The sequence below is a fragment of the Ventrimonas faecis genome (assembly GCF_040096075.1).
In the GTDB taxonomy this organism is placed as follows: Bacteria; Bacillota; Clostridia; order Lachnospirales; family Lachnospiraceae; genus Brotaphodocola; species Brotaphodocola faecis.
In genome coordinates this window covers 90,495-111,623 of record NZ_JBBMFJ010000007.1, presented here as the reverse complement: position 1 = coordinate 111,623, position 21,129 = coordinate 90,495, and the positions used below count along the sequence as shown (strand labels likewise).

Here is a 21,129-nt window from a genome sequence, read left to right as displayed (position 1 = left end):
TGTTTAATAGCATAAACTAATTATACCACGAACGCCGGGCTTTTCGAAGCTCGGCGTTTTGTGTTGGATATATAAAATGAGCTGCCGCACGTTAGTGCGACAGCCCCTTGTCCTATATTCAGAATTATATGTTCTTTTACAGTTTCCGTCAAGATATTTATCTTCTACACCAGATTCTTCATATCCTTAAACGCTGTCTGCTCCATCTTCTCGCGAAGGTCATTCCTGATCTTCGCGAAGTCCTCACGGACAAGCTTCTTTTCCTTTACGAGGCACTCACCCGCAACGTAAACATCTCTCACATTCGATGCAATCGCGCTGTACACAAGAGCCGAATACGGATCGTATACCGGGAACATATTCGGGGAGTCGGTCTCTACGAGGACGAGATCCGCCTGTTTTTCAGGCTCGATGGAACCGGTGATGTCACCGAGTCCCAACGCTCTTGCTCCCTCGATCGTTGCCATGGAAACAACCTCTTTTGCCGGGAATGCGCTGCGGTCACGGAGTTCATTTTTGTGGAAGTTCTCACACATCCGCATCTGGATGAACAGGTCTAACGTATTTCCGCTCGCCGGACCGTCGGTGCCGAAGCCGACGGATATGCCGTGCTTATGCATCAGTGACACCGGGGCTACGCCCTTTGCGGCCTTCGTGTTGGAGGCGATGCAGTGGGCCACGGACGCGCCATGTTTCGCGAGGATCTCCACGTCATGCTCCGTCGTGCGGATGCTGTGAGCCGTCAGCGTATTCGGACCGAGGACTCCGATATGTTCCATGAACTCAATGGGCGTCATGCCATACTGTTCCCTTAACTGGGTCATCTCGTAGTCCATCTCCGCCACATGAAGCGTAAATACGGTTCCCGCCTTTACATCCTCCTCATAGGCCCGCTTTAAGGTCTCCGGTCTGCAGGTCGTCGTTCCGTGGGGCGTGATCGCTCCGGAAACGCGCGGGTGATCTTTGTACGCTTCGATGAGTGCAATTCCACGCTCGATGGCCTCATCCGCGTTCTTACTGTCGCAGGAATCCTTTTCCATCACCGTCTCACCGGCGATTCCGCGGATCCCCATCTCGTCCATGACCTTCGCCACAGCTTCCTCGAAATAGTACATATCAAGCACCGTCGTCACGCCGGAAAGCAGCAGCTCACCGATGGCATATCTCGTGGAAAGACTGGCCATCTCCGCGTCCATTGCCTGATTCTCCATCGGAAGCAGGAACACCCGCAGGCGGTCCTTGCAGTCGTCCCCGAGACCGCGGAACGGGATCATTCCGAGGTGGCAGTGGGTGTTTACGAGACCCGGGATCACGATGGCGCGTTTCGCATCGATCTCTTCGAATGTCTCCCCGGGCTTTAAAATGCCCTGTGCAGTAAACTCCTGAAGCTTCTTTTCAAGGTCCTCCTCCGGTCCTGCTGCCAGGATCTTCGTGTCCTCAAACATTACATAACCATGATCCCAGACATCACCTGCCGCGTTCATTGTCACAATAATGCCGTTTTTGATAATCTTCTTCATCGTTCTAATTTCATCCTTCATATTTTTCAACCAACGGCACATGCTCCTGCCCCGGCACCGTCAGCAGCCCGTGATCTGTGAGCTTCAACTTCGGAGACACCGGAAGACAAAGCGTGGACATGGACATGATCACGTTGTTGTTCACATATCCAAGACCTTCCATCGCCGCCCGCACTTCCTTTAATTCCTGTCCAAGAACCTCGACTGGCTGATCCGACACGATGCCGCCGATCGTGAGTCTCGCCTCTGCCAGGGATCTTCCTTCAGAGAGCACCACATATGCCCCCTGGAGCTCCAGGACGCGCCTCTGGGCCAGTTTCATATCGTTCTCATCTGTTCCCAGGACAAACAGGTTATGGCTGTCGTGGGACCACGTAGTGGCCACAGCGCCCGGTTTCGTCAGCGCTCCTTCCACAAGACCATATCCGATATTTTCATTCTTGCTGTACCGCTCGAAAACGACTGCAAGGGAAAGTCCCGCCGACTTCCAGTCAAGCACACCGTCCTTCACCTCGACTCTGCGCTTCACCGGCGTGGTCGCCGTTCCGAAGGTGCCGATCTTCATGACATTGACTTCCGCCCATTTCGCGTCCGGATCTTCCGCCTTTAACACAAAGTCGGAGATCTCCGCCGGACGGCAGTTGATCGTGTGGTAAAAAGAAGCCGGGAAACTGCACGCCGCAGCTGCCACCGCACCACACACCTCATCAGCCTTACAGTACACGCACTCGCCTTTCTTATAAACCACAACCGGATCGATCCCATCCAGACTGTCCAGCAGCATAAAGTCTGCGATCTTTCCCGGCGCGATCATCCCTCTGTCATCCAGGTGCATCCGCCGCGACGGTGTCCAGGTCGCGCAGTAGATCGCCTTCTCCATCGGCATTCCTGCCTTCACAGCCGTCTCGATGATCTTGTTAAGATGTCCGGTCAGAAGCTTATCTGCCATCGTGTCATCCGTCACCAGCGCCACATTCTCATAGAGTTCATGGTCGCAGACGGTCTTCACGACCTCCGGCGTCAGGGATTTAAACTGCAGCTCCAGAAACATCCCAAGCTCCGTCTTCTCCATCACTGACTGCGGTGTCTGCTGGGTGTGGTCCGCGTCGACACCTTCATAGATAAAGCGGTTGAGGTCCTCCCCCGTAAGTCCCGGGCAGTGTCCCTCGATTCGGAGATTCTTCCCCGCGTTCCGGCACACATCAATGAGGTCCCTCGTCCGGCTCTCGCCTTCCGCTGAGAGGTCCTTATAGTTCATGATCTCTCCAAGGCAGAGAACTCCATCTAAGGATGCCATCTCAGAGATTTCCTTTACACCAAGTGACGCCCCGGCTGTCTCTAACTTCTCATTCGTCGCCGGTACACTGGACGGGATCGCCCAGAAGATATCCTGCTTCGTCTTCTGTGCCATAAATGCCCGGATGCCGTCCATGCCGAACACGTTCGCCATCTCGTGGGCATCGGCAACCACCGTTGTTACTCCATATGGAAGCGTGATCCTTGAAAACTCGCCCGGATATGTCATCGAGCTCTCGATGTGCATATGGATATCCACGAGACCAGGCAGCATGTATCTGCCTTTGCCGTCGATCTCCCGCACTCCCGGATATGAAATTGCAGGGGAAATGCAATAAAACTTTTCCCCTGCAACTGCCACATCCCGCTTTTCAAAACACTGTCTGAAGGTCTGATAGACCATGACATTTTTCAGAATGAAATCGGGTCTCATATAAAATTCCTCGTTATTAGTTGTTGATCGTTCTGTTCCACTGGTCGATCCAGTTATTTAAGATCGGGTTTACAAAAGCATAGTCAACAACCTTAACTTTTGCAGCCTTGTCGCCGTAGGTCATATCCTTGGACTCTTCCTCAGTGAATGTAACGTCCTTGTTTGTCGGTGCCTCGTTTAATGCCTTACCGGTCTTTGTCTGAAGCTCCTCGCTGATACGGTAGTTGATGTACTCGTAAGCAAGCTCTTTGTTCGCACAGTTCTTTGTTACGTTGATGGTGTTGAAGTTAGCGTAAGCTCCGTCCGGTGTAACGTAAACAAGTGTCGGGTTAGCGGCTACGATCGTCGGAACACCGAAGTCACCGACAACTGCTGCAGCAACCTCACCGGATGTGAACATGTTGATCAGGTCGGAAGACTTTGTGTAAGTCTTAACAAGATTCGGCTTTAAGTCCGCAAGCGCCTTGAAAGCTGCCTCGCCGTTGTCTGTTGTTACGTCAACGCCGGCGTGGTCGCTTGCAACGTAAACCATAGCCGGTCCGAATGTTGTTGTGATCTCCGGGATGGAAACCATGCCTGCAAGACGCTCGTCCCAAAGGTCATCAAAGCTTGTGAGCTCAAATCCTGTAAGCTCCGGGTTGTAGATGATGCCGATGCTGTTGATGGTGTACGGAACACCCTGTCCTGCCTCTGCAATCTCCTTTGCAGCCGGAATCAACTTCTCAGCGTTCGGGATCTTGCTTAAGTCGATCGTATCGAAAAGTCCCTCGTCAGTGCCCTTCGCTGTCATAGCCTGGGAGAGCTCGATCACATCGATGGTGGAGTTCGGGTCTGCCGCTAACTTTGTATAACGGTCGTTTGTACCGCCTGTCTCAGTAACGATCTCACAGTTGAACTCGTTCTCAAACGGTGTGTAAACTTCCTCTTCGGAAATGTCTTCGCTGAGGCCGTATGTGGATAATACGAGCTTCTGTGCGTCTCCGGAAGCTGTCTTTGTCTCCTCTGCGGAAGAAGCTGCCTCAGAGCCTGCTGCCTGGCTTCCTGCTGCTGTGGTCTCTGTTGTGGATGCGCCGCCGCAGGCGGTAAGCATCATTGCTGCGCAAAGTACAACTGCTGCTGTTTTTTTCATGGTTTTTCTCCTCTTTCTCTCTTTTTGAGATAATGTTTTGCAGCCACCCGGCAGGTCCGTGCATTCCGCACAGGCTGCACAAATGGGCAGTTGCATATTTTCCCGCATGAATATGGGTCTGTTCCGGAGCTTTCCGTCCATATCCCCCACATTCAGCGATGGTTCACTTATTTGTTTTCCATCCGGAGAACAATTCGATCTTTCCGGTTCTCCCTTCGGCGCATGACCTGCGCCCCACGATCTCTGTCCCTATCTTCTCACCAGGATCAGCTTATCCTTCGGCAGATACAGCCGGATCTCCTCGCCCTCTTTGTAAACATGGTCAGTTCCCATATTTACCTTCAGGACACCGGCGGAAGTCTCCACCTCATACTGGTAGCTCTTTCCGAGGAATGTGCGGACACCGATCTTACCGCTCAAGACATTCTCAGTCTGAACCTCATCAGCCAGGCAGATATCATCCGGGCGGATCGTTCCCGCGAAGTTCTCGCACTCGAGATCCATGGAAGTTAAGAACTCGCTTCCATCCGGTGCTGTGTAAACGCCGTCCTGCTTTTTCGCAAGCTCAAGGAAGTTCTCGAAACCGATGAATCTTGCGACAAACTCTGTCGCCGGTCTCTTGTAGATGTTCTCCGGTGTGTCGAACTGCTCGATGACACCGCCGTTCATAACGGCTACCTTGTCGGAGATGGAAAAGCACTCTTCCTGGTCGTGTGTAACAAATAATGTGGTGATTCCAAGGCGCTTCTGAAGTCTCTTGATCTCCACACGCATGGAAAGTCTTAATTTCGCGTCAAGGTTGGATAACGGCTCATCCAAGAGCAGTAACTTTGGCTCGATGACAAGCGCTCTCGCGAGGGCAACTCTCTGGCGCTGTCCGCCGGACATCTGCTTCGGGAAACGGTCGGCAAGCTCTGTGAGACCGCAGACCTCAAGGATCTCTCTGACCTTCCTGTCGATCAGGTCCTTATCCATCTTTCTTGTTCTGAGTCCGAACGCTACATTGTCATAAACACTTAAGTGCGGGAACAGGGCGTAGCTCTGGAATACCAGGCCGAATTGACGCTTGTGGACCGGGACCTTTGTCATGTCCTCACCATCTAATGTGAAGGTTCCGCCCTGCGGGTCGATAAAGCCTGCAACGACGCGGAGTGTCGTGGACTTACCGCATCCGCTGGGTCCTAAGAGGGATACGAGCTCGCCCTCCTCGACTTCCAGATTCAGCCCTTTTAAGATCTGTTTCTTTTTATCGTAACTTACATCGATTCCATTTAAACTCATAAAAGCCATGGTCATATTCTCCTTATTTCGCCAGGGCTGCGATACCCAGTGTGCGGTCTACGATCACCATGATGATCACGGTAGCTGCCATTAAAAGTACGGAAACCGCCGATACAGTCGGATCATAGTTGTATTCAATATAGTTCATCAGTGTCGACGGGAATGTCGAAACGCCCGGTCCGGATAAGAACATGGACACCGGAATGTTGTTGAAGGAATTGATGAACGCCAGCATGAACGCGGAAGAGATACCGGATGTTACATTTGGAAGAACGACCTTGAAGAACGCCGCTCCCTTCGGGCATCCGAGGCTCCACGCCGCCTCCTCGATGGAAAAGTCGAACTGTTCCATTGCGGAACCGACAACGCGGATCACATACGGAAGTGTTACCATAAAGTGTCCTGCCAGAAGTCCCGCAAATACCGGGATCCGGAGTGTCAGGATCAGACACTGGTACATGATAAAGCCGATTACAATTCCCGGAACGATGGTCGGGGAAAGGAAGATGGACTTTAATAACTGCTTTCCTTTTAAACCGGATCTCGCCAGCGCATAAGCCGCCGGGATTCCGACCAGAAGAGAGATGCATGTCGCGAGGAGCGCGACCTCAAGGCTGGTCAGGAATGATCTGCGGAAAGACTTTAACGCGAACACGTTCGCGAACCATTTCGTCGAGAAGGACTCGATCGGGAATGTGATGGCGCTTCCGCCGCCGAATGCCGTTACGGTGATGATCAGTAACGGGATCATCAAAAATGCAAATACGATCGCTGCCCATATGGTCAGCACTTTATTTTTACGCATAATCTTCACCTCTGCGGTCCAGCCGTGCGGCCAGAGCGTTAAATCCTTTGATCACAACCAGGGTTACAACGATCATGATGAGGGCGATCACGGACGCGCCGGTCCAGTCACTGACGGACATCGCTCTCTGATAGATCAGGGTCGCCATGACCATGTTGCTGTTGCCTCCCAATAACTGAGGCGTCGTGTAAGCGGTCAGGGTTCCGGTAAATACCAGAATACCGCCGACGATGATTCCCGGAAGACTCATTGGGAAAATGACTTTCATGAACGCTTCCGTTCTTGAAGCTCCGAGGCTCTGCGCCGCCTCCATCATGTCATCATCAATATTTTCCATAACACCGGCAACCGTCACGATCATCAGCGGAAGGAACAGGTAGACAGAACCAATGATGATGGAAAAATCAGTGTAGAGAAGCTTCATCGGCTTCTCGATCAGTCCCATAGCGATCATTGCCTTGTTGATGATCCCGTTGCTGCCGAGAATATTGATCCATGCAAAGCTTCGAATAACGGAGTTTGTCATCATCGGGAAGATCGACGCAGAGAGAAGAAGTCCTCTCCATTTCTTATCACAGCGGCTGATGAAATACGCCGTCGGGATACCCCCCACCATGCAGACGAAGGTGGTGATGACCGCGATCTTCACGGTTCTCAAAAAGATCTTTCTGTAATACTCGTCCTTAAAAAAGTCCACGTATGCGCTGAACGGGTAATCTCCCGTAAACACACTTGGAACCAGGACGCGAAGCAGCGGGATCATCAGGAACAGAAATAAGATCACCAGTCCCGGAACCAGCATGCACCATGCACTGCTCTTTTTCATTGGTTTGCCCCTTTCTTAACTGTGCGTGATAAATTTTAATTAGCGCTTCTTATAAATATTTATTTTTTTATCAATTACACTTATATTTTACATTCATTATAAAAAGTGATATACTATACGTCAAATACATATTATCTATAATTTTTATGCAGTAAAGCTATGAGGAGGCCCCTGTATGGAATTAAAAGAAGCCCGCTATATCCTGGCGATCGCCCGCCACCAGAGCATCGGCAAAGCCGCCGAATCCCTTTATATCTCCCAGCCATCCCTGAGCAAGTACTTAAAGAACCTAGAAGAGCGTCTCGGCGCTCCGCTGTTCAGCCGCCACGAAAATCGCTACTACCCGACCTACATGGGTGAACGCTACCTCCACTACGCCGAACAGATCGTTGCCTGCGGCGATGAGTGGATGCAGGAATACGACGATATCGCTCACCGCCAGCGCGGCCGTTTAAACATCGCCGTGCCGATCATGATGGGCAGCACGCTGATCGAACCGATGCTGGCACCGTTTCATAAACGATACCCCTATGTGACCTTAAATATCATGGAAGCAGTAAATTTCATTGCGGAGAACAGTCTGGAGACCTCATCCATCGACCTGACCCTCTACAATATCCATGAATTTCCCGAAACCATGGACTACCAGATCCTGCGCTTCGAGGAGATCGTCCTGGTCCTGCATGAAAACCATCCTCTCGCTGCAAAAGCCATCACCCGTCCTGGCTTCCGCTACCCGTGGCTGGATCTTTCCCTATTAAAAGAGGAAAACTTCATTCTCCTCTACCCGGACCAGAACACCGGTGGCATCGCCCTGGATCTCTTTAAAGAGTATAACATCAATCCACCGATCTCTCTCCACACGAGAAACTCCTCTATGTCGATCCATCTGGCTATGGACGGCGTCGGCGCTGCCTTCGCCCCGGAGAGCTATTTCCACCATGAAAACCAGTACACCGGAAACCGCGCCCTCTGTTTCTCCGTCGGCCACAGACCGGCCCTCACAACTACCATCGCCGCCTATCGGAAAAACCGGTATCTGCCGCAGCATGCGAGAGATTTTCTGGAAATGATCCGGGAATATTGCCGGGAGAAATAAAACGACCGCACACCATAAAAAAAGGCGGACACTATATTTGCATCTGCTCCTTTCGCAAAAAACAAGCAGCCACACACCGCAGCGCATGACTGCTATGTAAAAAGTTCGGAAAGGATTTTTGCAACCTGACACAATTTTCTGTTCTACAATCTCCGTCATAATAAAAATGGGGCTGTCGCACTAAGTGAAAATTAGTGCGGCAGCACTTTTTTGTAAATAGGGTAGAGGAAGAATAAATTTCTCGCCCCTCCCATTGAACCGTACGTACGGGTCTCGTATACGGCTCTACCATTACTGATACCGACTTGTGGTTCGCTACACTTGGCGGTAAATACCCGTGACTGGACTTGCACCAGCAAGATTAGTGCCATGCTTGGCACACAAATAAGAGCTATCTGACTTTCTCGTCATCAGATAGCTCTTTTAACAAATATCCCGAAGTTTCACTTAATAACCTCTCTTTCTTTTTATTCTTTTTTCAAAGTGCTATGGGCCTCTGCCTTTCATTGGAATCTCCCTCCTTCGATTACATCTATGTAAACTCGTTAAGAGATTTTTGTGTGGTAAGATTTAGTAACCCATTGGACCGTCCTCCGTTTTCTGAAGCTTTGTTTTTGTTGTCTTTATTGTACGATATTAAGTACAATTTGTCAAGCATTATTTCTAATTATTTTCTTGTTTTTCTTTTATTTTCTGAATATATTGTTTGTATTATTTATTTTTTAGATACAAAAAGGACATCTCATCCGAAATGCCCTGTGCCGTATCATATCTTCTCCGCTTTCTCCGCACTTTGTCCGCAGCGTCTAAGCAGGTTCTCCGCATAATCCGGGCATTCCTGCACTCTGCGCGCGCTGTCCTGATAATGCAGCTGCTTTTCCTGATACATCAGCCGTTCCGCCCGGTGAAGCAGCTCGTCCGCATCCGTGCTGCCGCCATCCCACAGATAGCCGAAGGCGGCCAGTTCCTGCTCTTCCTTTTTCAGGCGCTCCCTAAGAAGTTCTGCCTGTCGGATAAATTCTGTTTCCTGCATTTCCGGACAGATCACAACAAATTCATCTCCGCTGATTCGGTAAAGCTGGTCTTTCGCGAAATACTCCCTGCAAACCTCCGCCAGATGACGGAGTGCCTGATCCCCGTATTCATGACCGTAGGTATCGTTTAAATATTTCAGCCCGTTTAAATCCGCAAAGGCCACCCCCACTGGCACCGGATGTTCCAGAAGATGATTCATCATGCGGATATAGGAAGTATTATTCCGGATTCCAGTCAGCTGATCCTGATAACTCAGATGAAACAGGTAGTCCTGAACCTTCTTCTTCCAGATTTCCGCCGCAAGAACACGGGCAATATCCGAAAGCAGATCTCTGTCCGAAGCAACTGCGCTGCCGTGCACTACCAAAAGTTTTCCGTACAGTTTCTCTTCAAAAATAACAGAGGCCGCAAAATTCCCTGCTCCCCCCACGTTTGTTTTCTCTGATTCCGCCAATCTTCCAATACTGTCCGGCTTCCCGGCATCCGCGTCCCCGCACTCACAGAACTGCACCTGCTCTGCTGCATAATACTGACGCAGCAGTTCCAGTACCTGCGGCAGCACTTCCCGGTAATCTGCAGCCAGTGCCAGTAATTCTATGCATTTACTTTTTGTGCGGGCTGCCTGCAGCGCTGCAGACGGATCCGCCGCATTTTCGTGACTCATTCTTATGTTCTCCGTGTTTTTGTTCCTAAAAAAATAACGTTTTTCGTTTCAAATCAAGCAATTACCCTCATTATATCATTTATAGATATAATCATCAATCTTTATAGATGTAATTTTTTCAGAATAAATTTGTTATCCTATCTCTATATCTAAAGGGAGTAACTCGCATGGACATCGGAACAAGAATCAGCTTTTTCAGGAACAAAAAACAATACAGCGTAAACCGGCTCGCAACTCTGGCGGGTATTTCCCAGAGTTATCTGCGGGATGTGGAATTAGGAAAAAAGAACCCCACAGTCGAGGTTCTTTCTTATATCTGCGACGCCCTGGATCTTTCTCTGCGGGATTTTTTCGATGACACACTGGAATCCCGTTTCTGCCAGGATCCGCTGCTGACCCGGATCTACCGGATGAGCCCAGAGCAGCGGAACGCGCTTCTTCAGTTTTTAGACTGCATGGATCAATAAGACCTGCAGCATTACCGCACCGAAAAGCTCTTCTCCTCTGTCTCTAACGGAATCTCCTCCGTATCCATCCACTCGATGGTAATAAACTGGTTATGGTTCAATCCCACCAGCAGCTTGTTGATCATATATTCGCTTCCCTGAATCTCCAGGAGCACGGTTCCATCGTACTCATTGCGCACCCAGCCGGTCAGGCCCAGGGACTGGGCAAGGTATTTCGCGGTGTAGCGGAAGCCCACGCCCTGCACGCGGCCGCGGAAAATAATGCGTTTTCTTACATCTGCCATAATTCCCTCCTACAAAGAATATTCTTTCAGCTGTTTCCTTCTCTCCAGGTAATCCGGACAATACTTCTCCACCTCCGCCCAGAACTCCCTGGAATGGTCCATATGGCGCCTGTGGGCCAGTTCATGGATTACCACATAGTCCAATAGCTCATCCGGCAGAAACGCCAGCTGGTAGTTGAAATTCACGTTGCCCTTCGCGCTGCAGCTGCCCCAGCGGGTCTTCTGGTTCTTTACGGTAACATAACCGACTGTCACGCCCATTATCTCACAGTAGTGCCGCACCCGCTTTCCGATTTTCAACTGGATTTTCATCCGGTCCGTTTTGCTTAAAAGTTCCGGCGGCGGTGCCGGTGTGCTCTTCCGGTTCTCCTCACGCTCTGCCATGACCGCTGTTTTCTCCAGGATCCAGCTTCGGTGGTTTTCCACAAAAGCCTTCAGCTCCCGGTCGGAAACGCGGGTCGGAATCCGGGCCAGAACCGTATTGGCATCCCGCACCTCCAGGCCAAGGCTTTTTCTGGCGGAGCGGATGACCGAAATGCGGATTTCTCCCAGGCCAGCCGCTTCCTTTATGCTCAATTCTGTTATCATAATCTGCATCCCTTTCTGCTGCTCTTTCCATCATAACACAAATCCACAGAAAACAAAACACGGGCCGGGTGACAGTTCCATCACCCGGCCCGCATAATATCAGCGTAAAGCCATTCCCTATTAAATTTATTTCCGGAATGCTGCTACCAGTGCCTCAGCATCCTCATAGTTCTGTGCCTTCAGCTCACTGATGAACCAGTCGTCAATTCCGTCTACCGCGTTTTTAAAGGAATCAATGTCCAGATCCTCGTACGGAGTGATGGTCACGCCGTTTTTCGTGGTCCAGCGGCTCATGATCTCCTCGTCTCCGGCACGGTTGATCTCACGCTCGTAGCGGGTTGCCAGAGCGCCACACTCGTCGATGACAGCCTGCTGCTCCGGTGTCAGCTTGTCGTAGATTTCCTGGTTGATACAGAAGAACAGGCAGTCGTAGTTTGCGTTCCATAAGGAGCAGTACGGCTGTACTTCCTGTACGCTTGCGGCATCGATTGCCGGAAGCGGGTTCTCCTGACCCTCTACGGTCTTCTGCTGCAGCGCCGTGTAGGTCTCGGACCAGTTCATATTGGTGGCATCTGCGCCCCAGCGCTTATAGCACTCCATGAGCAGGTTGCTGCCCGCTACACGGATTTTCAAGTTTTTCATATCATCCACGGACTTGATCTCACGGACGCTGTTGGTCAGCTCACGGAAACCATTCTCCGCAATGCCCATGCAGTGCAGGCCATACTCGTTTAAGATGTCTTTTAACATCTCACCGGCCTCACCGTCTAACATGGCATCTGCGTCCTCCACAGAATCAAACAGATACGGCAGGGATACCACGTTGAAGCGCGGGTCAAATGCGGAGTAGATTAAGTTACTGTGCATGGAGATCTGAACCGGATCACCGTCGATCAGCGCCTGAATACCCTCGGACTGGTTTCCGTTGGTCAGCTGGTCTGCTGCGTATACGTTGACCTTGATCTTGCCGCCGGTTGCCTTTTCTACCAGCTCACCGAACTTGCGGCCGCCCTCAGCCCAGGTACTGGTCTCGGTGGTGGAGCAGGTGAAGTTCCAGGTCTGCTCTTCCCAGCCAAGATCGCTGTGATCCTCTACAGAATCCGCGCCAATGCTGCTGCCGGATTTCTCGGTAAATGCCGCGATCAGGTCTGCTGCATCCATATATCCCTGGTTTTCCAGCTCGTTCTGATACCACTCAGCCACGCCGGATACGGCATTCTTGAAGGAATCAATATCCATATTCTCGTACTTGGTAATGGTTACGCCGTTGTCATTCTGCCAGCGGCTCATAATTTCCTCATCACCGGCACGGTTGATGTAACGCTCGTAATCAACGGCCTTCATGCCAGCCTCATCCACAACAGCCTGCTGCTCCGGAGTTAAGCTGTCGTACAGTTTCTGGTTGATGCAGAAGAACAGGCAGTCGTAGTTTGCGTTCCATAAGGAGCAGTACGGCTGTACTTCCTGTACGCTTGCGGCATCGATAGCCGGAAGCGGATTCTCCTGGCCCTCTACGGTCTTCTGCTGCAGCGCCGTGTAGGTCTCGGACCAGTTCATATTGGTGGCATCTGCGCCCCAGCGCTTATAGCACTCCATGAGCAGGTTGCTGCCCGCTACACGGATTTTCAGGTTTTTCATATCATCCACGGACTTGATCTCACGGACGCTGTTGGTCAGCTCACGGAAACCATTCTCCGCAATGCCCATGCAGTGCAGTCCATAGTCACTTAAGATGTCTTTTAACATCTCACCAGCCTTGCCGTCTAACATGGCATCAGCCTCCTCGACAGAGCTGAACAGGTACGGCAGGGATACCACGTTGAAGCGCGGGTCAAATGCAGAGTAAATTAAGTTGCTGTGCATGGAAATCTGAACCGGATCACCATTCATCAGCGCCTGAATACCCTCGGACTGGTTTCCGTTGGTCAGCTGGTCTGCTGCGTATACATTGACCTTAACCTTTCCTCCGGTTGCCTTCTCCATGAGTTCGCCGAACTTGCGGCCACCCTCAGCCCAGGTACTGGTCTCGGTGGTGGAGCAGGTAAAGTTCCAGGTCTGCTCTTTCCAGTCTAAATTACTGTAATCACCGATCTCATCAAAATCTTTGCTGCCGCCGTCCTTTTCGCTATCTGCCTGACTGTCAGAGGAAGCCACAACGGTTCCACTGTAAGAACCCTCTCCTGCCAGTGCCTTCGGAAGGAAGGTGGAAACAGACGGTACATAGGTGATCAGAAGCAGAACCAGAATGGAAGCTCCGATCATCGGCATAACGGCACGGGAAATCTTCGGAATGTCCACTTCCATGCCTTTTTTCAGTTTTACGGAAATCGCAACAAACAGGTTTACGCCAACCGGCGGTGTTACCTGACCGATTGCCAGGTTTACCGTTGCCACGATACCGAACGCTACCACATCGTAGCCCAGGGCCTTACATACCGGCAGCATGATCGGGATGAAGATGTACATCGCGGAGTTTGCGTCGATGAAGCAGCCTGCGATCAGGAAGATCACGTTCACGATCAGAAGGAAGGTGAACTGGTTGTGGGCAATGCTTCCCAGCAAATCGGATGCCGCCTGGGCAATACCAAATTTAGTACATACAAAGGAGAACAGGGACGCGCTTGCTACAATGAGCATGATGCCGCCGGTGGTCTTTCCGGACTCCACCAGAAGTCCCCGCAGGTCCTTAAAGCTTACTTCCTTGTAAATGAAGATGCCGACAAACAGGCCATAGACTACGGATACGGCTGCTGCCTCAGTCGGGGTAAAGATGCCACCGTAAATACCGCCCAGAATGATGACCGGCATCAACAGTCCCCAGAACGCATCCTTGAATGCCTCCCAGCGCTCTTTGCCGCTGGCGCGCTTCTGGCTGGACTGAATGTTATTCTTGCGTGCCTCGATCATAACCACAATGACTAAAGCCACGCCCATTAAGATACCCGGAACGATTCCTGCGGTGAACATATCCGCAATGGAAACACCGGTGATGGATGCGTAAACCACGAACGCGATACTCGGCGGAATGACAATGGCGATGGAGCTGGCCGTTGCCATAAGCGCCGCGGAGAACGATGCGGGGAAGCCGCCCTGCTCGATCATGGCCGGGATCAGTACTGCACCCAGGGCCGCCACGGTAGCCGGGCCGGAACCGGAGATCGCGCCAAAGAAGCAGGCTACGATAACGCACACAATAGCAATGCCGCCTCTTCTGTGTCCGACACAGGTGTTAACGAACTTGATCAGGCGCTTGGAAATGCCTGCCTTCGCCATAATGTTGCCGGATAATACGAAAAACGGAATAGCAAGCAGCAAAAACTTACTGATGCCGGAATACATGTTGGTTGCAACGATCGTTAAGGATGTTCCGGAATACAGAATCGCGCATACGGAAGAAAGACCGAGGCAGATTCCGATCGGAATACCCATGATCAGGAAAATGAAAAAGGAAACAAACAATACTGCACTGATCATTTGTCATCGTCCTCCTTTCCACAGCTGTCAAGATAAAACTCAATAAAATGCAGGATCATGCAGGCTGCGCCGATCGGCACGAAGGACCAGAAGATCCACTCTGGCCAGTTCAGCACGAAGGTGCGCTTGCCGTTCTGCATCTGGGTGATGACCTTATCCAGGCCATACTTGAATAATACTGCGGTAAACGCTACGGAAAGAATGGTGCTGAGAAGCAAAAACACCTTTCTCACCTGTGCCGGAAGACGGTCTGTGAGAAGTGTCAGATTGACCAGTTCCCCTTCCCGGCATGCCAGCGCTGCGGCAAGCAGCGTGATCAGTACGAAAACGGCAACAACCAGTTCCTCGGTAAATGACCAGGACTGATGAATGACTTTTCGTGAAAATACATTTCCCACTGTCAGGACCAGAATCAGCACGGTTGCGATTTCCAGCACCAGCTTTTCCAGGCCTGCGAGGGCATTCATAAGTTTCTTGTAGGTTTTCATATACCCTTAACCCCTTTCCCTTTGATGTGATACCTCATAACAGGGCATAATTCCCCTGTTACAATTTTTCAGAGTACTACTTGTTCTGTTTTGTTTCGGAATTCTGGCATACAAAGAACCTGCTGTCGGCAGTCACTCAATGTATAGATTAAATTTAAGATTTTCAGACATCCAGAATGCGGAAGGCCTGCTGTCGGCAGTCGCCCCGCGCAATTGGAGATCAGGTAATCTGCAGATACGCCAATGGCGCATTCTGATATTCAGAATAAAAAATCCGCCCCTTTTCAGGGACGGAAATCTTCTCTGTTTTGAAACCACCCTGTTTCATGTAAGAAACAGATACAAACATGTGTACCGGTATCTTGCTCATTATTACTTTCATATCTGTTCAGTACCTTCTCAGATACGAGCAAAAATCCATTCCAGATCGACTTCGTCGATGGGATTTTTGCCTGCCCGCTTATGTTTTCTTACGGTCAGCGCAGCAAGTGCGCAGACCTACCGGACAGTTGTACTTTTTTCTCAGTAAAGCACTAACAGCATAATGATACACTATTTTAAAACTATCGTCAATTCTAAATTTTTTATAAATTCTTTGTGCATTGCACGAAATTTAGTAATGTTATTTTACCTATTATCCACCTTCTCCGGATACATATCATGATTTGCCATACGGTTGAATGCCACATCTTCCCACTTAGTTCCTGGCTTTCCATAATTGCAGTATGGATCAATGGAAATTCCACCACGGGGTGTGAATTTACCCCACACTTCAATATACTTTGGCTCCATCAGCTTAATCAAATCCTTCATAATCACGTTCACGCAGTCCTCGTGAAAATCCCCATGATTACGGAATGAAAACAGGTACAGCTTTAAGCTCTTGCTTTCCACCATTCTCTCGCCTGGGACATACGAAATAATAATGTTTGCGAAATCAGGCTGCCCTGTAATTGGACAGAGACTTGTGAATTCCGGGCAGTTAAACTTCACGAAATAATCATTTTCTGGATGTTTGTTTACAAATGTTTCAAGCAGGCCAGGGTTGTAATCTGTCTCGTAATTGTTCTGCTGGTTGCCTAATAATGTTAAATTCTCTTTTTCTCTCATAGCTTTCTCCAATTTTTAGTTTATTGCAGGGTCACTTACCCCATTTGCTGCAAATGCAGCCGCTCTGTCGATACAGGTTCCACATTTGCCGCAAGGCACATCCTTTCCTTCATAGCAGGACCATGTAAGCTCGTATGGTGCGTTAAGCTCTAAGCCCATCTTCACCACCTCCGCCTTAGTCATATTCACAAATGGCGCCTCCACCTTTAACTGATGTCCTGAGCCCTCAAAAATTGCCTGATTCATAGCATCATTAAACATCGGTGAACAGTCTGGATAGGCAAAACCGGCTGAATCATCTGCATGTGCGCCATAAAGAATCACGCTACAGTCCTTGCTTAGTGCAATGCTTGCCGCCGATGAAAGAAACAGTCCATTTCGAAATGGCACATAGGTGCTTACAGGCTTTTCGCCCTCCGTCTTTTCAATCTGCTTGGCATAACTCTCCTCTGGAATTTCCTCTGTAGACTGCTGCAATAAAGAGCAGTTGCTATATTGAAAAATCTTACTCAGATCCAAGAATAACTGCTCAACTCCGTAAAATGCAGAAACTGCCTTTGCCGCCTGAATTTCTTTATCGTGCTTCTGTCCATAAGAAACTGACAGAGCAATTACATTGTCCTTTCCATATCGGCTCACTGCCAATGCCAGTGCCGTAGTGGAATCCACGCCACCGCTTGATAATACTAATGCTTTCATAACTCATCTCTCCTATCTTAGATACATTTGTAATGCTGCATCCTCCTTAAAGCTTCCTCTTAACTCTACAGTCATTGTTCTCGTGTTGTTTTTCTTAATTCCTCTTGCCGACACACAGCTGTGATATCCTTCAAGCACCACTGCAACATCCTCGCTTCCTGTTATCTCTGCCATAATGTCCGCAATATCCTGACCGATTCTTTCCTGTAACTGCAGTCTTCTTCCAACCATATCGCATATTCTTGCAATCTTTGATAAGCCTATAACCTTCCCATTAGGAATGTACGCAACTGTTGCCTTCAAATCATACATAAGTGCCATATGGTGCTCGCAGTAAGAAAACAGGTCGATGTCCTTCATAACTACAACCTTTGAAGTATCAAGCTCCTCAATTCCATCCTCAAATGTCTTATCAAACATCTGCGCAATTTCGTGATTGGAGTAATTCATCCCAAGAAAGACCTCCTCGTACATCTTCGCGACTCGCTTTGGTGTATCCTTTAAGCCCTCCCTCTCGGGGTCGTCGCCCAACGCAACAAGAATCCCTCTAATATGCTCCTCAATCGCTTTCGTATCTATCATTATACGCCCCTTTCCTCCGGGTCCCAGATTACCTTATGCATCTGAATCTGAAGACGCACGTCATTCATCCTTTTACTGGTCATGAAATTCACGATTTCCACTGGCTCAATTGAACCAAATACTGGACTTATGAATACCTGGCACCTTTCTGTCAGATGAAATTTTCCAATTATTTTCTCTGCACATTCCAAATCCTTGACACTGCCCGAAACAAACTTGACTGTGTCCTGCTTTCTTAGAGCTTCCATATTGGAGAGAAGCATTTTCTCCTCACAGCCGCTGGATGGCAGCTTGTAATCCATAGTAAGGCTAAGCTTTTCTTTTGAAAATGCATTGGCAAGGGGAGCAATATCAACAGCCCCATTAGTTTCTATCTCTACTCTGATGTCCGATTTATTCAATAACTTTTCTACTAAACTTCTAATATCCTTCTGTAATAAAGGCTCTCCCCCTGTCAGCGTCACATTTTTAATGCCTGTCTCACTGACATATTCGCAAATATCATCCGGCGAAAGCTCCTCATAATCACAAGCTGGCTCATTGGCCCACTTTGTGTCACAGTAGGAGCAGTTTAAGTTACAGCCCTTGAATCTGATAAACACCGCCAATTCTCCGGCTCTTCTTCCCTCTCCATTAATACTTATAAATTTCTCAACAACTTTCATATTAGTTTCTTTCCTTTATTCTTCGTATGCTGCCAGGTTATTAGGTGTCTCATATACTTCCACCCTGTGGATTGGAAAGCCTTTTTCACTCATCAGCTCATAGAAATATTTTGAAAAATGCTCCGCAGTAGGTCTGAAACCAACTTCAATCATACGAAACTCCTCCGCCTGTAAAGCAGCAATTGTCGCACCTTTAAGAGAACCTTTTTCATAAATCAAGCTGTGGTCAAAATCATTACAGATATCCTTCAAGGCATTTTTTAAATCAGAGAAATCCACAAGCATTCCTCTTGTCTGCCCTTCATCCTTTAACTGGTCTGCTGCTATTTCAACAACAACTCTCCAACGGTGTCCATGAAGATTCCTGCATTTTCCGTCATACCCTTTAAGAAAATGTGCAGAATCAAAGCTGCTCTCGGTTTTTAAATAATACATACTAATATCTCCTATATAATCTGGGAATTATAAAAACAGAATTGCTTAGAAAAGAACGTGCCCCACTATGAGCACATATAGAAAGCCCTGTAAATGTATACACACCTACAGGGCTAAATTACATAAAAAGTCTTCTTAGCAGCCCTGGTTTTATTTAACGACAGGATGGTACAAACGAACTGTCGCGCATTTTTATGCGATATGTCTATTATAAGTATTTTTCTGGATATGTCAATCTAAATTTCCCCCAGCAGCTGCACTATTTAAAGTGGATTATACTAGTTAAATCCAAAGAACTTCTGGCTGATCTTGTAACCGGCAATGGATACGGTGCGGCCGCTCTTGCCCGGAAGGTTCATGCTCTGGCCTAAAAAGCCCCAGCGCAGGCGCATGTACAGAGCCAGATCCTGCTCTCTTAAATTTTCCCAGAGCTGCTTTTTCTTGGCCATGTTCTCATCCGTGCCGGACTTGATGGCCAGGATGGAAGAAATGGTCATCATGATCTCCAGGTAGCGGACCATGTAATGGCGGAGCTTATGATTGGTGATCTTTGCGCTGTGGTAGTAGCCCAGCATGAGGCGGGTTACCAAAAGCTGCTGGTCGATGCGGCCGATCATAACCTGCTCGTTGACGGACTGATCCTGTCTGCCAATGAAATAGCGGTAGAAGTTTACATCCAGGTAGTAGAAGGTCTTCACATACGGCAGCGGCTGGAATACGAAAATATTATCCACATAGAAGGTATGCTTCGGCAGCTCCAGTCCGCACTCCTTTAACATCTGGGTACGGTAGATGACAGAGTGCATGAGGATGTACTGGCCCAGCATAAACACCTTGACATCCTTCCAGGTGCAGAGCTGACGTTTCGGCAAGGCCGTGCGGTACTGCATGACGCGCTTGTGCTTTGCGCCCTGCTTCTCGTACACAAAGTTCGTGATAAGCATGTCCAAGGTCTGATTGCCCATCACAAAGCTGCGCAGGGTCTCCAGAACCTCTTTGTAGGCTTCTGCATTGACCCAGTCATCACTGTCCACTACTTTAAAGTAAATACCGGTTGCTGCCCGCAGGCCTGCATTTACGGCCTCGCCGTGACCGCCGTTCTCCTGATGGATGGCGCGGCAGATGCCCGGATAGCGTGCCTCATACTCGTCCGCGATCTGGGCAGTGTTATCCTTGGTGGAGCCGTCGTCCACGATCAGGATCTCCACCTCGTTTCCGCCCGGAAGCAGGGACTCGATGCAGTTTCTCATATAGGCCTCAGAATTATAACAGGGAATTGCAATGGATAATAATTTCATGATTTACAAAAAACCTCCTTGGTTTTATATAACGCTGCCGCGGTCAGAAGCATTCCTGCTGCCACGGCCAAAGCGGACTGTCCCCCGGATGCTGCCGGCATGCCGGACTCCAGAGCCGTAAAACAGATGGCTGCCCCATTGGCTCCCACGTGCAAAAACACTGCCGGAAGCAGACATCCGCTCCATTCACATACCGGTTCCAGACACAATGCCAGAAGAAACGCATAAATACCCTGGCTAATATTCCCGTGATAAAGGCCAAACAACAGGGCGCCCAGAAGGGCCGCCGCGCGCGGTTTCATATGGGTTCTCAGTTCTGTCCGGATCAGGCCGCGAAACAGAACCTCCTCAGTCAAAGGCGCAAGCACCACCGTCACCAGAACCTGTACAGCCAAAGAAGCGCCGTATACGGTCTCCCGTGTGCTGTCCCACCCGTCAGACGGCGGAAGCAGAAACTGCAAAAGCACGTTCAGGCACAGGCATGCACCTATGCCGGCCAGAGCTGAGCATACACAGCCTGCTAACAGACGTCTCCGGCGCTGCTGCTGACCTGTGCACGGCACCCTGCCAGCCCGCTGTGTCGGATCCATGTTCTGCACCGGCGCACGCCTTTTCTGTGCTTCCTCTGCTGCCTGCCTTTTCCGGTATGCTGCATACAGAAACGGAAGCGCCAGAAATGCCCCGCCTCCGGTCACAGTCAGGGCATTCTGTGTACCAAATAAAGAACATGCCACCCCCACAGCCTCTGTGCAAAGCTCATAAAAGAGGAGTGGGCCAAGCAGCCGAAAAGCCGTCCAAAGCGCCTGATTTTCTTTGTTTTTCATAGGGTATTCCCATAAATTTTCTTTCTATTTTTACATCAGCATACATTCTGATATAACCCTCTCACTATACCATAAACCGGTTGCAATTTTCAAGCAGAAACACTATAATGAACGCAAACACTGTTGT

The 21,129-nt window shown here is 49.5% G+C and carries 20 protein-coding genes; 2 read left to right on the top strand and 18 right to left on the bottom strand.

Annotated elements, in window-relative coordinates:
• Positions 1-164: 164 nt before the first annotated feature.
• The 6 genes from WMO41_RS05400 to WMO41_RS05375 form a co-directional block, all read right to left on the bottom strand.
• A complete protein-coding gene (locus tag WMO41_RS05400; RefSeq protein ID WP_349228880.1) occupies positions 165-1,520 on the bottom strand; it encodes an amidohydrolase in 1,356 nt (451 codons plus the stop codon).
• 10 nt (positions 1,521-1,530) lie between these two features.
• The gene (locus WMO41_RS05395; RefSeq protein WP_349228879.1) at positions 1,531-3,249 is read right to left on the bottom strand and encodes an adenine deaminase C-terminal domain-containing protein; all 1,719 of its coding nucleotides are present in this window, start codon (positions 3,247-3,249) and stop codon (positions 1,531-1,533) included.
• Positions 3,250-3,265: 16 nt separating this feature from the next.
• Positions 3,266-4,378, bottom strand: a complete 1,113-nt coding sequence (locus tag WMO41_RS05390; protein WP_349228878.1) for an ABC transporter substrate-binding protein — start codon at positions 4,376-4,378, stop codon at positions 3,266-3,268.
• Positions 4,379-4,627: 249 nt separating this feature from the next.
• Positions 4,628-5,668 (bottom strand): ABC transporter ATP-binding protein, encoded by a 1,041-nt coding sequence (locus tag WMO41_RS05385; protein WP_349228877.1) that lies wholly within the window; start codon positions 5,666-5,668, stop codon positions 4,628-4,630.
• 13 nt (positions 5,669-5,681) lie between these two features.
• Positions 5,682-6,464 carry an ABC transporter permease gene (locus WMO41_RS05380; RefSeq protein WP_015552827.1) on the bottom strand — a complete coding sequence of 261 codons (783 nt, stop codon included), beginning with the start codon at positions 6,462-6,464 and terminating at the stop codon, positions 5,682-5,684.
• Positions 6,457-7,290 carry an ABC transporter permease gene (locus WMO41_RS05375; protein ID WP_015552826.1) on the bottom strand — a complete coding sequence of 278 codons (834 nt, stop codon included), beginning with the start codon at positions 7,288-7,290 and terminating at the stop codon, positions 6,457-6,459. The genes WMO41_RS05380 and WMO41_RS05375 overlap by 8 nt, the downstream gene beginning before the upstream one ends.
• Positions 7,291-7,465: 175 nt before the next feature.
• Between WMO41_RS05375 and WMO41_RS05370 the strand changes: the two genes are divergently transcribed.
• Complete coding sequence (locus WMO41_RS05370) at positions 7,466-8,389, top strand: LysR family transcriptional regulator (RefSeq protein ID WP_349228876.1); 924 nt, start codon at positions 7,466-7,468, stop codon at positions 8,387-8,389.
• A 766-nt stretch (positions 8,390-9,155) separates the two neighbouring features.
• Here the strand turns inward: WMO41_RS05370 and WMO41_RS05365 are convergent.
• On the bottom strand, positions 9,156-10,088 hold the full coding sequence (locus WMO41_RS05365; protein WP_349228875.1) for a GGDEF domain-containing protein: 933 nt from the start codon (positions 10,086-10,088) through the stop codon (positions 9,156-9,158).
• Between the two features lie 167 nt (positions 10,089-10,255).
• Between WMO41_RS05365 and WMO41_RS05360 the strand changes: the two genes are divergently transcribed.
• The gene (locus WMO41_RS05360) at positions 10,256-10,555 is read left to right on the top strand and encodes a helix-turn-helix domain-containing protein (protein WP_349228874.1); all 300 of its coding nucleotides are present in this window, start codon (positions 10,256-10,258) and stop codon (positions 10,553-10,555) included.
• Positions 10,556-10,566: 11 nt separating this feature from the next.
• On the opposite strand, the gene WMO41_RS05355 is transcribed toward WMO41_RS05360, so the two are convergent.
• The 11 genes from WMO41_RS05355 to WMO41_RS05305 form a co-directional block, all read right to left on the bottom strand.
• Complete coding sequence (locus WMO41_RS05355) at positions 10,567-10,839, bottom strand: acylphosphatase (protein ID WP_349228873.1); 273 nt, start codon at positions 10,837-10,839, stop codon at positions 10,567-10,569.
• Positions 10,840-10,848: 9 nt separating this feature from the next.
• Positions 10,849-11,427 carry a M48 family metallopeptidase gene (locus tag WMO41_RS05350; RefSeq protein WP_349228872.1) on the bottom strand — a complete coding sequence of 193 codons (579 nt, stop codon included), beginning with the start codon at positions 11,425-11,427 and terminating at the stop codon, positions 10,849-10,851.
• A 126-nt stretch (positions 11,428-11,553) separates the two neighbouring features.
• On the bottom strand, positions 11,554-14,901 hold the full coding sequence (locus tag WMO41_RS05345) for a TRAP transporter large permease subunit (protein ID WP_349228871.1): 3,348 nt from the start codon (positions 14,899-14,901) through the stop codon (positions 11,554-11,556).
• Positions 14,898-15,389, bottom strand: coding sequence for a TRAP transporter small permease (locus tag WMO41_RS05340; protein WP_349228870.1), 492 nt, complete (start codon positions 15,387-15,389; stop codon positions 14,898-14,900). Before WMO41_RS05340 ends, WMO41_RS05345 begins: the two co-directional genes overlap by 4 nt.
• A gap of 627 nt (positions 15,390-16,016) precedes the next feature.
• Entirely contained in the window at positions 16,017-16,499 is a 483-nt protein-coding gene (gene queF, locus WMO41_RS05335; protein WP_022098312.1) for a preQ(1) synthase, read from the bottom strand.
• Between the two features lie 15 nt (positions 16,500-16,514).
• Entirely contained in the window at positions 16,515-17,198 is a 684-nt protein-coding gene (gene queC, locus WMO41_RS05330; protein ID WP_349228869.1) for a 7-cyano-7-deazaguanine synthase QueC, read from the bottom strand.
• Positions 17,199-17,210: 12 nt separating this feature from the next.
• Positions 17,211-17,783: a GTP cyclohydrolase I FolE gene (gene folE / locus WMO41_RS05325; RefSeq protein ID WP_349228882.1), complete on the bottom strand. Its 573-nt coding sequence runs from the start codon at positions 17,781-17,783 to the stop codon at positions 17,211-17,213.
• Positions 17,780-18,445 (bottom strand): putative 7-carboxy-7-deazaguanine synthase QueE, encoded by a 666-nt coding sequence (gene queE, locus WMO41_RS05320; protein WP_349228868.1) that lies wholly within the window; start codon positions 18,443-18,445, stop codon positions 17,780-17,782. The genes folE and queE overlap by 4 nt, the downstream gene beginning before the upstream one ends.
• Before the next feature lie 15 nt (positions 18,446-18,460).
• Complete coding sequence (queD, locus tag WMO41_RS05315) at positions 18,461-18,880, bottom strand: 6-carboxytetrahydropterin synthase QueD (RefSeq protein WP_349228867.1); 420 nt, start codon at positions 18,878-18,880, stop codon at positions 18,461-18,463.
• Positions 18,881-19,158: 278 nt separating this feature from the next.
• Complete coding sequence (locus tag WMO41_RS05310; RefSeq protein WP_349228866.1) at positions 19,159-20,178, bottom strand: glycosyltransferase family 2 protein; 1,020 nt, start codon at positions 20,176-20,178, stop codon at positions 19,159-19,161.
• The gene (locus WMO41_RS05305; protein ID WP_349228865.1) at positions 20,175-21,002 is read right to left on the bottom strand and encodes a CPBP family intramembrane glutamic endopeptidase; all 828 of its coding nucleotides are present in this window, start codon (positions 21,000-21,002) and stop codon (positions 20,175-20,177) included. Before WMO41_RS05305 ends, WMO41_RS05310 begins: the two co-directional genes overlap by 4 nt.
• Between the last annotated feature and the right edge of the window lie 127 nt (positions 21,003-21,129).

Bases quoted from the DNA above. Each gene is read 5' to 3' on its own strand.
- WMO41_RS05365 (WP_349228875.1), bottom strand. From the start codon at position 10,088: ATGAGTCACGAAAATGCGGCGGATCCGTCTGCAGCGCTGCAGGCAGCC.
- WMO41_RS05350 (WP_349228872.1), bottom strand. From the start codon at position 11,427: ATGATAACAGAATTGAGCATAAAGGAAGCGGCTGGCCTGGGAGAAATC.
- queE (WP_349228868.1), bottom strand. From the start codon at position 18,445: ATGAAAGTTGTTGAGAAATTTATAAGTATTAATGGAGAGGGAAGAAGA.
- WMO41_RS05355 (WP_349228873.1), bottom strand. From the start codon at position 10,839: ATGGCAGATGTAAGAAAACGCATTATTTTCCGCGGCCGCGTGCAGGGC.
- WMO41_RS05370 (WP_349228876.1), top strand. From the start codon at position 7,466: ATGGAATTAAAAGAAGCCCGCTATATCCTGGCGATCGCCCGCCACCAG.
- queC (WP_349228869.1), bottom strand. From the start codon at position 17,198: ATGAAAGCATTAGTATTATCAAGCGGTGGCGTGGATTCCACTACGGCA.
- WMO41_RS05360 (WP_349228874.1), top strand. From the start codon at position 10,256: ATGGACATCGGAACAAGAATCAGCTTTTTCAGGAACAAAAAACAATAC.
- WMO41_RS05340 (WP_349228870.1), bottom strand. From the start codon at position 15,389: ATGAAAACCTACAAGAAACTTATGAATGCCCTCGCAGGCCTGGAAAAG.
- WMO41_RS05345 (WP_349228871.1), bottom strand. From the start codon at position 14,901: ATGATCAGTGCAGTATTGTTTGTTTCCTTTTTCATTTTCCTGATCATG.
- WMO41_RS05395 (WP_349228879.1), bottom strand. From the start codon at position 3,249: ATGAGACCCGATTTCATTCTGAAAAATGTCATGGTCTATCAGACCTTC.
- WMO41_RS05375 (WP_015552826.1), bottom strand. From the start codon at position 7,290: ATGAAAAAGAGCAGTGCATGGTGCATGCTGGTTCCGGGACTGGTGATC.
- WMO41_RS05400 (WP_349228880.1), bottom strand. From the start codon at position 1,520: ATGAAGAAGATTATCAAAAACGGCATTATTGTGACAATGAACGCGGCA.
- WMO41_RS05385 (WP_349228877.1), bottom strand. From the start codon at position 5,668: ATGGCTTTTATGAGTTTAAATGGAATCGATGTAAGTTACGATAAAAAG.
- queF (WP_022098312.1), bottom strand. From the start codon at position 16,499: ATGAGAGAAAAAGAGAATTTAACATTATTAGGCAACCAGCAGAACAAT.
- WMO41_RS05310 (WP_349228866.1), bottom strand. From the start codon at position 20,178: ATGAAATTATTATCCATTGCAATTCCCTGTTATAATTCTGAGGCCTAT.
- WMO41_RS05305 (WP_349228865.1), bottom strand. From the start codon at position 21,002: ATGAAAAACAAAGAAAATCAGGCGCTTTGGACGGCTTTTCGGCTGCTT.
- WMO41_RS05390 (WP_349228878.1), bottom strand. From the start codon at position 4,378: ATGAAAAAAACAGCAGCAGTTGTACTTTGCGCAGCAATGATGCTTACC.
- WMO41_RS05380 (WP_015552827.1), bottom strand. From the start codon at position 6,464: ATGCGTAAAAATAAAGTGCTGACCATATGGGCAGCGATCGTATTTGCA.
- queD (WP_349228867.1), bottom strand. From the start codon at position 18,880: ATGTATTATTTAAAAACCGAGAGCAGCTTTGATTCTGCACATTTTCTT.